Source organism: Streptomyces sp. GD-15H, from assembly GCF_045291515.1.
GTDB lineage: Bacteria > Actinomycetota > Actinomycetes > Streptomycetales > Streptomycetaceae > Streptomyces.
Genome location: NZ_CP149447.1, coordinates 4,725,046 through 4,738,284 on the forward strand (window position 1 = coordinate 4,725,046; position 13,239 = coordinate 4,738,284).

Annotated in this window: 11 protein-coding genes and 1 riboswitch; of the genes, 5 read left to right on the forward strand and 6 right to left on the reverse strand. The window is 71.9% G+C overall.

Annotated features, from left to right (window positions below):
• The first annotated feature begins 168 nt into the window (after positions 1–168).
• Both cdgB and WJ438_RS22425 read left to right on the forward strand, forming a co-directional pair.
• Complete coding sequence (cdgB, locus tag WJ438_RS22420) at positions 169–1,854, forward strand: diguanylate cyclase CdgB (RefSeq protein WP_406726815.1); 1,686 nt, start codon at positions 169–171, stop codon at positions 1,852–1,854.
• Between the two features lie 117 nt (positions 1,855–1,971).
• Positions 1,972–2,913 (forward strand): carbohydrate-binding protein, encoded by a 942-nt coding sequence (locus tag WJ438_RS22425; protein WP_406726816.1) that lies wholly within the window; start codon positions 1,972–1,974, stop codon positions 2,911–2,913.
• A 19-nt stretch (positions 2,914–2,932) separates the two neighbouring features.
• Here WJ438_RS22425 and WJ438_RS22430 read toward each other — a convergent pair whose 3' ends face one another.
• The 3 genes from WJ438_RS22430 to WJ438_RS22440 all read right to left on the reverse strand — a co-directional run bounded on the left by WJ438_RS22430 (position 2,933) and on the right by WJ438_RS22440 (position 6,148).
• Positions 2,933–3,862 carry a 1-phosphofructokinase family hexose kinase gene (locus WJ438_RS22430; protein ID WP_406726817.1) on the reverse strand — a complete coding sequence of 310 codons (930 nt, stop codon included), beginning with the start codon at positions 3,860–3,862 and terminating at the stop codon, positions 2,933–2,935.
• Positions 3,863–4,004: 142 nt separating this feature from the next.
• Positions 4,005–5,192, reverse strand: coding sequence for an N-acetylglucosamine-6-phosphate deacetylase (gene nagA, locus WJ438_RS22435; RefSeq protein ID WP_406726818.1), 1,188 nt, complete (start codon positions 5,190–5,192; stop codon positions 4,005–4,007).
• Positions 5,192–6,148, reverse strand: a complete 957-nt coding sequence (locus WJ438_RS22440; RefSeq protein ID WP_406726819.1) for an ROK family protein — start codon at positions 6,146–6,148, stop codon at positions 5,192–5,194. The genes nagA and WJ438_RS22440 overlap by 1 nt, the downstream gene beginning before the upstream one ends.
• 131 nt (positions 6,149–6,279) lie before the next feature.
• Here WJ438_RS22440 and WJ438_RS22445 point away from each other — a divergent pair, with 131 nt between their 5' ends.
• A complete protein-coding gene (locus tag WJ438_RS22445) occupies positions 6,280–7,548 on the forward strand; it encodes an extracellular solute-binding protein (RefSeq protein WP_406726820.1) in 1,269 nt (422 codons plus the stop codon).
• 60 nt (positions 7,549–7,608) lie between these two features.
• Entirely contained in the window at positions 7,609–7,842 is a 234-nt protein-coding gene (locus tag WJ438_RS22450) for a DUF3263 domain-containing protein (RefSeq protein WP_406726821.1), read from the forward strand.
• 49 nt (positions 7,843–7,891) lie between these two features.
• Here WJ438_RS22450 and otsB read toward each other — a convergent pair whose 3' ends face one another.
• The 3 genes from otsB to WJ438_RS22465 form a co-directional block, all read right to left on the reverse strand.
• Positions 7,892–8,797: a trehalose-phosphatase gene (otsB, locus tag WJ438_RS22455; RefSeq protein ID WP_406726822.1), complete on the reverse strand. Its 906-nt coding sequence runs from the start codon at positions 8,795–8,797 to the stop codon at positions 7,892–7,894.
• Positions 8,798–8,880: 83 nt separating this feature from the next.
• Positions 8,881–10,296, reverse strand: a complete 1,416-nt coding sequence (locus tag WJ438_RS22460) for a trehalose-6-phosphate synthase (protein ID WP_406726823.1) — start codon at positions 10,294–10,296, stop codon at positions 8,881–8,883.
• A gap of 261 nt (positions 10,297–10,557) precedes the next feature.
• The gene (locus WJ438_RS22465) at positions 10,558–11,523 is read right to left on the reverse strand and encodes a glucosyl-3-phosphoglycerate synthase (protein WP_406729774.1); all 966 of its coding nucleotides are present in this window, start codon (positions 11,521–11,523) and stop codon (positions 10,558–10,560) included.
• 205 nt (positions 11,524–11,728) lie between these two features.
• Positions 11,729–11,922: riboswitch (SAM riboswitch) on the forward strand.
• 18 nt (positions 11,923–11,940) lie between these two features.
• On the opposite strand from WJ438_RS22465, the gene thrC reads away from it, so the two are divergent.
• Complete coding sequence (gene thrC, locus WJ438_RS22470; protein ID WP_406726824.1) at positions 11,941–13,233, forward strand: threonine synthase; 1,293 nt, start codon at positions 11,941–11,943, stop codon at positions 13,231–13,233.
• Positions 13,234–13,239: the final 6 nt, after the last annotated feature.

The following is a 13,239-nucleotide window of genomic DNA, read 5'->3' on the forward strand; positions in this document are numbered from 1 at the left end:
GTCCCTCAATTATTCACGTTTGGTTGTGACTTGAGCCACAGGGAGCGGTAATTGTTGACCCTGTGTACCGGGTGGGCAGCGCGCTGTGATTCAGTGGCGGGGATACTGCCAGGACGATACGCCGATGAGATCGCTTGATTCGCTGCGAGGTCCCGGGGGAGGGTGAGCATGGAGACCGACTCGGAGCCCTACGTCCGTCTTGCCTCCCTGCGGCAACTGCACCAGGGCATGGCCAACATGAACACGGCCCGCAGTCTGGCCGACACCCTGCAGACCGTCGCCGACGGCGTCGTCGACGCCCTGGGGTACGAGCTGGCCTGCGTCAACCTCGTGCGCCCCGACGGCGATCTGGTCGTGGCCGCCTTCTCGGGAAACGCCGCCGCCGAAGCCCTCATCACCGGCCGGGTCGGCTCACGCGAGTCCTGGGAGCGCCGCCTCTCCATGGGCGAGTCCTGGGGCGACCTGATCTTCATACCGCACACCGAGGGCTGGGTCCTCGACGACGACGACGTCCCGCAGTGGTACACCGACGGCCCCGCCCCCCGCTTCGAGGACGAGTGGCACCCCTCCGACCGGCTCTTCGCCCCGATGTACGCGCCCGGCCCGCAGGGCAGCGGAGCCTGTGGCGAGCTGATCGGTGTGCTCTCCGTGGACCGCCCGCGCAACGGCCGGCTGCCCGGCGCCTGGGGCCGCGAAGCGCTCCAGATGTACGCCTTCCAGGCCGCCATCGCGATCAGCAACGCCCGGCTGCGCTCCAACATGCAGCGCGCCCTGGTCCGCCTGGAGCGCGAGCAGCAGGCCCTGCGCGCCAGTGAGGAAAGTTTCCGGCAGGCCTTCGAGTACGCCCCTTCCGGCATGGCCGTCGCGGAGATGGGCGGCGACCAGCACGGCCGCATCCTGCGCACCAACGACGCGCTGTGCCGGCTGCTCGGCCGCCCCGCCTCCGCGATGCGCCGCTACTCCTTCTCCGACCTCGTGCACCCGGAGGACATCGGCACGCTGCTGCGGACCTCCGCCGAGGGAGGCCGCGCCGAGCTGCGGCTGGCCCGCCGGGACGGCACCTACCTCTGGGTGTCCCTGCGCAACTCCGTCGTCGCCGACGCGGCCGACGGGCCGCGCTTCCTGCTCACCCACGTCGAGGACATCGAGGAGCGCAAGCGCCGCGAGCTGCACCTCGCCCACCGCGCCTCCCACGACTCCCTCACCGGCCTGCCGAACTCCGCCGAGCTGCGCGCCCGGCTCTCCGCCCGCCTGTGTCAGCAGCGCCCGCAGGGCGCGCTGCCCGCCGCCGACTCCATGGCCGCCTTCGAGTCCTTCGACTCCCATGACGCCGCCCACGGGCCGCCCGCCTTCGACCGGGGCCACGACTTCGACTTCCCGCCCGAGGCCGGCGTCTTCGAGGGTTACGACCACCATGTGCACGCCATCGCCCCCGACGAGGACCGCGACGACGGCAGCAAGGGCCTCGCCGTGCTCTTCTGCGACCTCGACGGCTTCAAGTCGATCAACGACCGGTTCGGGCACAACGCGGGTGACGCGGTACTCATCGAGGTGGCCCGCCGACTCAGCGACGGTGTCCGGGACGGCGACACCGTCGCCCGGCTCGGTGGTGACGAGTTCGTGATCCTCGCCAACGGGCTCGGCCGGGCCGACGCCCAGGACCTCGCCGTACGGCTGCGCAACGAGATCGTCCAGCCCATCCGGGCCGAGGGTCGGGCCGTGCGGGTGGGGGCCAGCTTCGGCATCGGATGGGCACACTGCGGCATGACCGCGGACGAAGTGTTGAAATCCGCTGACGAGCGGATGTACGTCGAGAAACGATCTCGTCCCAAACAGCATCGGCGGGCGGGATGAACCGCAGGTCAGCCGGTTGAGGCGGCCGGAGACACCCGTTCGGGTCACTCGAAGCGGGTAGGCTCGCCTTCCTCAGCACTCGTACCGCATCCGATCCGCAGCTAGGAGTACCAAGGGATGACGCCCGGCAACAACGGCGCGAGCACGCCCGAGGACGACGACCCGTTCGGCTACCTCTACGCCGACGGGCAGGCCAACGGAGCCCAGCCGCCGTCCGGGGGTTACGGCTACCCGAACTCGGTCAACCGGGTGCGGGCGGTCGGCACACGCCAGTACGGCCAGCAGGGCCCCACCGCGCAGGCGCCGCAGCAGCAGGGAACGTACGGCCAGCCGGCCGCGCACTACGCGGCACCGGAGACGCTGCCGGGCGGCGCCGGCGTCCAGCAGCCCCGCGGCGGGCACGGCGGCGGGGGCGGCCGGGGCCGCGGCCCGAACACCAAGGGCCTGCTCATCGGCGCCGTCGCGGTGGTCGCCGCGGTGGTCATCGGCATCAGCGTGGCCATGATCAGTGGCGACGGCGAGGACGACAAGGGCGGCAACCAGGCCGACTCGTCCCCGACCCAGTCCCAGACCACCACCGAACCGAGCCCCTCGGCGAGCGGCGGTGACGACGAGAAGGAAGCGGCCGAGCTGCCGACGATCGACGCGAAGGCACTCCGCCTGGACGGCGGCGCGGCCCTGGCCTCGGACATCGAGGGCGCGCAGTCCGACGGTGGCATCTATGTGACGAACCTCAACCAGCCGGGTTCCACGGTCACCTGGATGGTCGACGGCATTCCCAAGGACGGCGCCTACACCGTCTTCGTCCGCTACAGCACCACCGACGAGCCCCAGTCGATGACGCTCACCGTCAACGGCAAGGAGTTCGGCAACAAGCTGAACATGGACAACTGGGCCCGCGCCGAGGACGGCGACTTCTCCAAGGGCTGGACCAAGACCTTCGCCTGGCCCACCCTCAACAAGGGCACCAACACGATCTCGGTCTCCTGCAACGACGGCGACAAGTGCAACGTCCTGCTGGACCAGCTGTGGCTGAAGGAGGGCCAGGTCAAGAAGTAGGGCTCCGGGAGGTCGGCTCCTAGGCCGCGTCGGCTTCGCCCGTGACCGTTATGCGGTGCAGCAGGTCCTCGTAGGCCTCGGGGTCGAACTCGCCCGCTGCCGGGGCCAGTACGGTCGCCGCCGAGAGTGCCGCCGCCCGGGTGAGGCGGGCCGGCCACGGCAGGTGGTCCACCAGGCCGGACAACAGACCGGCGACGAGTGAGTCGCCGGCGCCCGTGGGGTTGCCGCGCAGGGCGGCCGGTGGGGTGGCGCGCCAGCGGCCCTCCGGAGTCACCGCGAGCAGCCCCTGCGGTCCCAGGGAGGCGACCACCGCGCCGGCGCCGCGGCGCCGGGCGTCCTGGGTGGCGCGCGACGGCTCGTGGGAGCCGGTGAGTTCGGCCAGTTCCTCGGCGTTCGGCTTGACGATGTCGGGGCGCCCGGCGACCCCGCGGCGCAGTGCCGCCCCGCTGGTGTCGAGGAGGACGGGTACCCCGGCGGCGCGGGCGGTGCGGGCCAGCCCGGCGTAGGCGCCGACCGGGACGCCCGGGGGCAGGCTGCCGCACAGGGCCACCGCCGAGACGACGGTCAGCAGATCCTCGTAGACCTCCTGGAAGGCGTTCCACTCGGCGGGGGAGACGGTGGGGCCGGGCTCGTTGAGCTGAGTGGTGGTGCCGGAGCGTTCGTCGACCACGGCGACGGTGCGCCGGGTGGTGCCGGACACCGGGACCAGCGCGTCCGTCAGGCCCGGTGTCGCGGTGAGCCCCTCGCGCAGGAGCCGGCCGGTGAGGCCGCCCGTGAAGCCGGTGACCGTCACCTCGTGGCCGAGGGCGGCGAGCACCCGGGCCACGTTGACGCCTTTGCCTCCGGGGCGTTCGATCACCTCGGTGACCCGGTGGGAGGCGTGCGGGCGCAGGGCCGGTACGCGGTAGGTGATGTCGAGAGCGGTGTTCAGCGTGACCGTGAGGATCACCGGGCCGACCTCCCCCCATTGGCTACGTCTGCCGTCTGCCATGCGTTCCCAGGTTCCGTGACTCCGGGGTTCTGATCATGCCAAACAGACGGCGGTCGGCCCACCCCCGAGGTCGGCCACCTGCTCCTGTCCGGCGGACGGATCAGCACGGTGGGGGAGTGACCACCCATTCGCCCCGGCGCATCACGCCCTTGAGGGTGAACTCCGCGTCGAGAACCACCAGGTCGGCGTCCTTACCGGGTTCCAGGGAGCCGATCCTGTCGTCCACGCCCAGCAGCCGGGCCGGGTTGGCGGACAGGGCCGCGACCGCGTGCTCGACGGGCAGCCCGTCGACGGTCACCGCGCGCTTCAGCGCACGGTCCAGGGTGAGCGTCGACCCCGCGATGGAGCCGCCCTCCACCAGGCGGGCCACGCCGTCCTCGACGTCCACCTCCAGCGGGCCGAGCATGTAGCGGCCGTCGCCGAAACCGGCCGCGTCCATCGCGTCCGTGATGAACGCCACCCGCTCGGGGCCCGCGTGACGGAACGCCAACCGAAGGGCGGCCGGGTGCAGATGCGTACCGTCGTTGATCAGCTCGACCGTGACCCGCTCGTCCTCCAGGAGGGCGGTGATCGGGCCGGGGGCGCGGTGGCCGAGCGCCGGCATCGCGTTGAACAGGTGGGTGGCGACCGTGGCGCCCGCGTCGATGGCCGCCACGGTCTGCTCGTACGTCGCGTCGGTGTGGCCGACGGCCGCGATCACGCCGTGTTCGGCCAGTAGGCGTACGGAGTCGAGGCCGCCCGGCAGTTCGGTGGCCAGGGTGACCATCCTCGCGTGACCGTGCGCCGCGTCGATCAGCTTGCGGACCTCCGCCGGGTCGGGGTCGCGCAGCAGTTCCTCGGAGTGTGCGCCCTTGCGGCACGGCGAGATGAACGGCCCCTCGAAGTGGATGCCGGCGATGTCGCCCTGCTCGGCCAGTTCCGCCAGCAGGCCCGCGCGCCGGGCGAGGAAGTCCAGGTCGCCGGTGACGGTCGAGGCGACCAGGGTGGTGGTGCCGTGCAGGCGGTGGGTGTGGATGCCCTTGAGGACGTCGTCGACCGTTCCGGAGGTGAAGGACGCGCCGCCGCCGCCGTGGTTGTGGATGTCCACGAAGCCGGGGGCCAGCCAGTGACCGGTCAGGTCGAGCGTCTCGGCGACGTTCCCAGGAGCGTCGGACCCAGGAGCGTCGGAGGAGGCGTTCGCGGGGGCCGTGGCGACGATCCGCGTGCCGTCGACGATCACGCGGCCGTTGTCCACGGTCCCGGTGGGCAGTACCACCCGGGCACCGGTGAGAACCTTCGTAGGGGCCATCAGGTGGTTACCTCCGAGGAGTCGTCCGAGGGGGCGGTGGTGGCGAGGAGATCCCAGGCGAGAAGTCCCGCGCCCAGGCATCCGGCGGTGTCCCCGAGGGCAGCCGGGACCAGGGCCGGCAGTTTCTGGAAGGTGATCCGCCGCTGGACCGCCTCCCGCAGCGGTGTGAACAAGGTTTCTCCCGCCTCGGCCAGCCCGCCACCGATGATCAGGATGCGCGGGTCCAGCAGGGTGAGCGCGGTGACCAGCCCGTCGGCGAGGGCGTCGACCGCCTCCTGCCAGACCGTCCGGGCCCGTACGTCGCCGGACTCCACGGCCTTGGCGCAGTCGGCCGCGTCCGCGCCCGGGTCGCCGCAGGCCGCTGCCCATGCCTCGCTGACCGCCGCCGCGGACGCGAACCGCTCCAGGCAGCCGCGCTGACCGCACGGACAGGGGGCACCCCCGGGCCGTACGACGATGTGGCCGATCTCGCCCGCGAAGCCGTGCGCGCCCGCCTCCACCCGGCCGTCGATGCCGATGGCGCCCGCGATGCCGGTGCCCAGCGGCACGAACAGGAACCGGTCGGCACCCCGGCCCGCCCCGACGCGGCCCTCGGCGAGTCCGCCGGTGCGCACGTCGTGGCCGAGGGCGACGGGGATGCCACCGAGCCGCTGAGCGAGCAGCGCGCGCAGCGGCACATCGCGCCAGCCGAGGTTGGCGGCGTAGACGGCGACGCCCTCCGTCTCGTCGACGATGCCGGGGACGGCGAGGCCGGCGGCGGACGCGGGCTCGCCGTAGCGCTCGGTGCCGTGGGCGCGGAGTCCGGCGGCGAAGTCGAGGATGCCGGCGACGACCGCGTCCGGGCCGCGGTCCCGACCGGTGGCGCGCCGGGCCCGGTGCAGCAGTGCGCCGTCCGCTCCGACCAGGGCGGCCTTCATCCCGGTGCCGCCCACGTCGAGGGCGATGACATGTTTCACGTGGAACAGTGTGGCCCCGGGACCCGCAAGAGGTCTAGTCCACTTACGTGGTGTAGACCTTACTCCGACTATCGGACTACCGGAAAAATTTCGAACTAATGGCGCGCGGCGCCGGGTTGGGGCAAGAAGCAGTGCAGCGGCGGGGCGTGGCAAGGACGATCGCGGCGGTGTCCGCACTGGGACTGGCGGGGGTCCTCGGCGGATGCGGAGTCGGCGGAGGCTCCTCCGAGGTGACCCTGAAACTGGTCGCCGCCGACTACGGCACAGACGAGGCCAACAGCTCCAGGAAGTACTGGGCCGCGCTGACGGAGCAGTACGAGACCGAGCACCCGGGCGTGAAGATCGACGTCAGCGTCCACTCCTGGAACGACGTCGACCGCAAGGTCAAGGAGATGGTCGACGCGGGCGACCCGCCGGACATGGCCCAGATCGGCGCGTACGCCGACTACGCCGCCAAGGGCCTGCTCTACAAGGCCGACGACGTGCTCTCCATCCCCGTCCAGGCCGACTTCGTCTCGCAGTTGGCCAACGCGGGCCAGGTCAACGGCGTGCAGTACGGCATGCCGTTCGCCTCCTCCACGCGCGTGCTCTTCTACAACAAGGCCCTGTTCGAGGACGCCGGTCTCACCCCGCCGAAGACCTGGGACGACCTCGCCGCGAACGCCGAGGCCCTCAAGGCGGAGGGCGTGAAGTACCCCTACGCGCTGCCCCTCGGCCCGGAGGAGGCGCAGGCCGAGACCATGCAGTGGCTGCTCAGCGGCAAGGGCGGCTACAGCGACACCCTGGACTCCTACGGCTTCGACTCCGCGGAGAACACCGCGACCCTCACCTGGCTGAAGGACGAGCTGGTCGGCAAGGGCCTGACCGGCCCTGTGGCGCCCGGCAAGCTCGACCGCGCCGCCGCGTTCGCCGCCTTCGCCGAAGGTGACGTCGGCATGCTGAACGGCCATCCCTCGCTGATCGAGATGGCCGAGAAGAAGGGCGTGGAGTTCGGCACCGTGCCGACGCCGGGGATCGACGGCGAGAGCCGGGCCACGCTCGGCGTCACCGACTGGATGATGGCCTTCAACGAGAACGGCCACGGCGACGAGATCGGCGAGTTCCTCGACTTCGTCTACAGCGAAAAGAACGTGCTCGCCTTCTCCCGCGACTACAACCTGCTGCCGGTCACCACCTCCGCGTCCCAGGCGATGGACGAGTCCGAGCAGGACAAGGACCTCAAGCCCTTCCTCGACGAGCTGGCCACCTCGGAGCTCTACCCGGTCGGCAACACCTCCTGGGCCGCGGTCAACGTGGCCATCAAGCAGCGGATCGGCAAGGCGGTCGCCCCGGGCGGCAGCCCCAGGGGCGTGCTGGGCGGGCTCCAGGCGACCGCGACGCGCGCGGAGAGCTCGCGGTAGGAGTGTCCCCGTGGCCCTTGCCGGTGACCGGCTGTCAGTGGCAAGGGCTACCGTCGGGGCATGGATGAGGAACGGCTGGCCCGGCGCGAGCAGGACATCATCGCGCTGGAGCGCCGCGGCTTCCTCGGCCCCGGCGCGAAGGAACGGGCGATACGCGAGGAGCTGGGCCTGGCCCCGGTGCGCTACTACCAACTCCTCAACGCCCTGCTCGACGACCCCCGCGCCCTGGCCCACGACCCGGTCACGGTGAACCGGCTCAGGCGCGTCCGCGAGTCCCGCCGCACGGAACGCTGAACGCGGGACGGCCGCGACGCCGGGGCCGCGCCCGTGGGGGCAGGTCGGGTCAGCCGGGCCGCAGGGCCGACGCCAGTGCCCGGAGCAGGCGTACGACTCCGGCGGGGCCGTCGACCACCACGTCCGCGCGTTTCCTCAGCTCCGCGACCTCGTCGCTGCCGCTGCACACCAGCAGGCCGGGGACGCCGTCGGAGCGGAGCTTCTCGACGGCGGCGTAGGCGGGAAGGTCGCCCAGGTCGTCCCCCGCGTAGAGGACGGACCCGGCGCCGATCTCGCGGGCGTACTCCAGCAGGGCCACGCCCTTGTCCATCCCCGGCGGACGCAGCTCCAGGACCATGCGGCCGGGCTCGACGACCAGGCCGTGCCGGGCCGCCAGATCGGTCAGCGGCTCGCGCAGCGCCTCGAACGCGGCCTGGGGATCGGAGGCCCTGCGGGTGTGGACGGCCACCGCGCGGCCCTTCTCCTCGGTCCAGACGCCCTCCCCGGCGTCGACCCGGTCGAGCAGCCCCGGCAGTCCCGCGCGGACGCCGGCGACACCGGGGTGCGGGGCGGGCGCGGTGATGTCGCCGGTGGCGGCGTCCCAGCGTTCGGTGCCGTAGTGGCCGAGGACGACGAGGTGCTCCAGACCGGGGACGTCCGCGAAGCCGCCGTTGCGCACCGCGATCTCGGGCGGCCGGCCCGTGATCACCGCCACGGAGGCGACCTCCGGGGCGAGCGCGGCGAGTGCGGGCACCGCACCGGGGTGGGCGCGGGCCTGCTCGGGGTCGGGCACGATCGGCGACAGCGTGCCGTCGAAGTCGAGGCCGATCAGCGCCTTCCCCGGCCGCGCCAGCAACGCGTCGAGCCCGTCCCGCCCGGCCCGCGTGGCGGGCGTCGGCAGGGGGTCCGTGGCGTCCGGGCCGGCGGTGTTCGAGTGCGTGGCATTCGGGTCCGTGGAATCCGTAGGGCTGCCCATACCGACAACCTATCCACGCTCACCCCGTCGCACGCCAGCCCGACCGGCCCCGTACAGGGCAGGCCCTCTACGGGCCGCCGGGCCTACGACTCTTCGCGGAGGGCGTTCAGCTGGTCCAGGAACCACTGTTCCGGTGGCAGCGCGGTCGCCGCCGCGGTCAGGCGCTTGGCGCGTTCGGCCCGTTCCGCCGGGCCCATCGTGAGGGCCTCGTGCAGGGCGCGCGCCGTGTCGACCACGTCGTACGGGTTGACGGTGATCGCGTCCTCGCCCAGCTCCTCGTGCGCGCCCGCCTCCCGGGACAGCACCAGCGCGCAGCCCCCGTCGGCGAGGATCGGGATCTCCTTGGCGACCAGGTTCATGCCGTCCCGGATGGGGTTGACCAGCGCCACGTCGGCCAGCCGGTACGCGGCCAGCGAGCGCGCGAAGTCGTCCCTGACGTGCAGCACGACCGGACGCCAGCCGGGTGTCCCGTACCGCTCGTTGATCTCCTCGGCGACCCGTCGCACCTCGGCGGTGTAGTCGCGGTACACGGCGAGATCCTGCCGGGACGGGTAGGCGAAGGCGAGGTGCACCACCCGTTCGCGCCACTCGGGGTGGTCCTCGAGGAGCTGCCGGTACGCCAGCAGTCCGCGCACGATGTTCTTCGACAGCTCGGTCCGGTCGACCCTGACGACCGTCCGGCGCGCGGTGCCGTCGGGAGCCGTGCCGATCTCCTCGCGCAGCGCGACGATCCGCTCCTCGACGTCCGCCTCCCGCGCGCGCCAGCGCAGGAAGTCCCCGTCGACACCCAGCCCGTGCACGCCGATCCGGGTGTCGCCGAGCCCGCCCGCGAACCGCTCGCAGCACGCGGTGAACGCGTCCGCCCAGCGCCGGGTCAGGAAGCCGAGCCGGTCCGCGCCCAGCATCCCGCGCAGCACTTGCCCGGCGATGTCGTCGGGCAGCATCCCGAAGTACTCCGGCGGCGCCCACGGCGTGTGCGAGAAGTGGCCGATGCGCAGGTCGGGGCGGAGCTCCCGGAGCAGCCCCGGGACCAGCGTCAGGTGGTAGTCCTGCACCACCACCGCGGCCCCCTGCGCCGCCCCCTCGGCCAGCGCCTCGGCGAAGGCCCGGTTGTAGGCCTCGTAGGAGGCCCACTGCCGCCGGAACTCCGCGTCGAAGACGGGCTCCAGCGGCGTCTGGTACAGCATGTGGTGCACGAACCACAGCACCGAGTTGGCGATGCCGTTGTACGCGTCGGCGTGCACGTCCGCCGGGATGTCCAGCATCCGCACGCCGGCCTCGCCGACCCCGCGCCGCACGGCCTCGCGGTCGCCGTCGGACAGCGCCGAGCACACCCACAGCGCTCCCGCGTCCGGCCCGATCGCCGACAGCCCGGACACCAGCCCGCCACCGCCCCGTCCGGCCCGCAGCGAACCGTCCTCGTCCACCGCGTACGAAACGGGGCCGCGATTCGACGCGACCAACACCCGAGCACCCCGAGCGCCCTGCATGGAAGCCATACGCCTCACTCGATCTCCTCGCCCATGCTATTTCTCCCCTTGCCCCCTACGGGATCGGTTCGGGCCGGACCGCAATCCTTGGATGGGAGCCCCTTCCTTCGGGCAGGGAGCGGAGTCACACGCCTCAACCTAGCCCGTCGCTGATGCGCTCAAACGCACGATGCGACGGTATGAGAGGCGCCCTGGCGTCACGGGTCCTATGCGGCGTGGCGCACACGTCGACGCCGCGGGGAGGAAGTCCTTGCCACGCGGCGAGCGTGCTTACGCCACCTTCCGCGCCCGATACTCCGCGATCTCCGCCATGGGTGGCCGTTCCTCCGTGTCCACCGAGTACGTACGAGGTACGAAGGTGTTGCCGATCCGTTCGAACTGGGTGAGGGTGGGGCGGATCAGGTGGCTGCGGGCCAGGCGGAGCTGCGCGGTGTGGTAGATCGCGGCGGCCATACGGCCGAGGGCCTGGCCGTTCTGGTGGCGGTGCCTGCGCACCCCGACGTCGACCTGGGCGAGGGCGTCCAGGCCCACCAGGTGCAGGGCGTCGACCAGCATGCCCAGCTCCACGCCGTAGCCGACGGGGAAGGGCAGCCGTTCCAGGAGCGAGCGCCGGGCCGCGTACTCGCCGCCGAGCGGCTGGACGAAGCCGGCCAGCCGCGGCCAGTGCATGTTGAGCAGCGGGCGCGCCATCAGCTCCGTGACCCTGCCGCCCTGACCGGCCGTGGTGGCGGTGCCCCCGTCGGACACCGTGAAGGGGCGGTCGTACATCGCCTTCACCAGGTGGACGTCCGGCTCGGTGAGCAGGGGACCGACGATGCCGGAGACGAAGTCGGCGGAGAACTCCCTGAGGTCCGCGTCGACGAAGCAGACGATGTCCCCCCGGGTGACGAGCAGGGAGCGCCACAGCACCTCGCCCTTGCCGGGCACGGCGGGGATGCGGGGCAGGATCGTGTCCCGGTGCACCACGGTCGCGCCCGCCGCCGCGGCCACCTCGGACGTGCGGTCGGTCGAGCCGGAGTCCACGACCACGATCTCGTCGACCAGCGGGACCCGGAGCATCAGGTCGCGCCGGACGACCCCGGCGATGTCACCGACCGTCGCCTCCTCGTTGAGCGCGGGCAGCACCACGCTCACCGTCTGGCCCGTGGCACGCTTCGCGGCCAGGATGCGGTGCAGCGGGCGGTCGGCCACGGACCAGGAGCGGTCGGCCAGCCAGCGCTCGACTTCTTCCAGCACGGTCTGCGGCTCCTCACCTCTGTGATCCATACCTCTGCGATCCATACACCCGTGATCCATCTCGCGGTTCGGACGCGCACTCTCCGCCGTCCTGGCCGTCGGTTACAGTCTTGAACAACGCGGATGACCATTGCACGCCGGGGGCCACGTCCCCCTTCCGTCCGCGGCGCACGACCGCGCCACCGCATGACACACAACCGAATACAGCTCATCCAGAGGGGCAGAGGGATACGGCCCGATGAAGCCCCGGCAACCCTCCAGCCGGTCTCGTGGATCACCGTCGATCGACGATCACAGCGGAACACCGCACGCTGATCGCTGATCGTCCACGCGAGGCTCCCGGCTAGGGAAGGTGCCAAATCCGTCTCACGGCGAAACACGTCGTGAGGAAGATGAGGAGAAAGGGCCTCGCCTCACATGGCTGTGCAGACTGTCGCAAGCACCACCGACTCCGCCGCGCCCTCCGTCGATCTCGGCCCCGCCGCCGCGCTGTCCTGCCGCGAATGCGGCCACCGCGTCCCCCTCGGCCCCGTCTTCGCGTGCCAGGAGTGTTTCGGCCCGCTGGAGATCGCCTACGACTTCTCGGCCTACGACACCGAGGAACTCCGCCGGCGCATCGAGGCGGGCCCCGCGAACATCTGGCGCTACGCGCCCCTGCTGCCCGTCCCCGCCGACGTGGCGACCAGGCCGAACATCAACCCCGGCTGGACCCAGCTCGTCCAGGCCGACAACCTCGCCCGCGAACTCGGCGTCACCGGCGGCCTGTTCGTGAAGGACGACTCCGGCAACCCGACCCACTCCTTCAAGGACCGGGTCGTCGCCCAGGCCCTGGAGGCCGCCCGCGCCTTCGGTTTCACCACCCTGTCCTGCTCCTCCACGGGCAACCTCGCCGGTGCCGTCGGCGCCGCCGCCGCCCGCGCCGGCCTGCGCTCCTGCGTGTTCATCCCGCACGACCTGGAGCAGGGCAAGGTCGTCATGGCCGCCGTCTACGGCGGTGAACTCGTCGGCATCCAGGGCAACTACGACGACGTGAACCGCTTCTGCTCCGAGCTGATCGGTGACCCGGCCGGCGAGGGCTGGGGCTTCGTCAACGTCAACCTGCGGCCGTACTACGCCGAGGGCTCCAAGACCCTCGCGTACGAGGTCTGCGAGCAGCTCGGCTGGCGGCTGCCCGACCAGATCGTCGTCCCCATCGCCTCCGGCTCGCAGCTCACGAAGATCGACAAGGGGCTGCAGGAGCTGATCGGGCTCGGCCTCGTCGAGGACAGGCCGTACAAGATCTTCGGCGCGCAGGCCGAGGGCTGCTCGCCGGTGTCGACCGCGTACAAGGCGGGCCACGACGTCGTCCGGCCGCAGAAGCCGAAGACCATCGCCAAGTCGCTCGCCATCGGCAACCCGGCCGACGGCCCGTACGTCCTGGACATCGCACGCCGCACCGGCGGCGCGGTGGAGGACGTGACGGACGACCAGGTCGTGGACGCCATCCGGCTGCTCGCCCGGACCGAGGGCATCTTCGCCGAGACCGCGGGCGGTGTGACCGTCGGCGTCACGAAGAAGCTGATCGAGAACGGCGTCCTGGACCCCGCCCTGACCACCGTCGTACTCAACACCGGCGACGGTCTGAAGACCCTGGACGCGGTGGCCGACACCGGCCTCACCGCCACCATCCGTCCGAACCTGGAGTCGTTCCGAGAGGCCGGCCTCGCCTGACCTTCT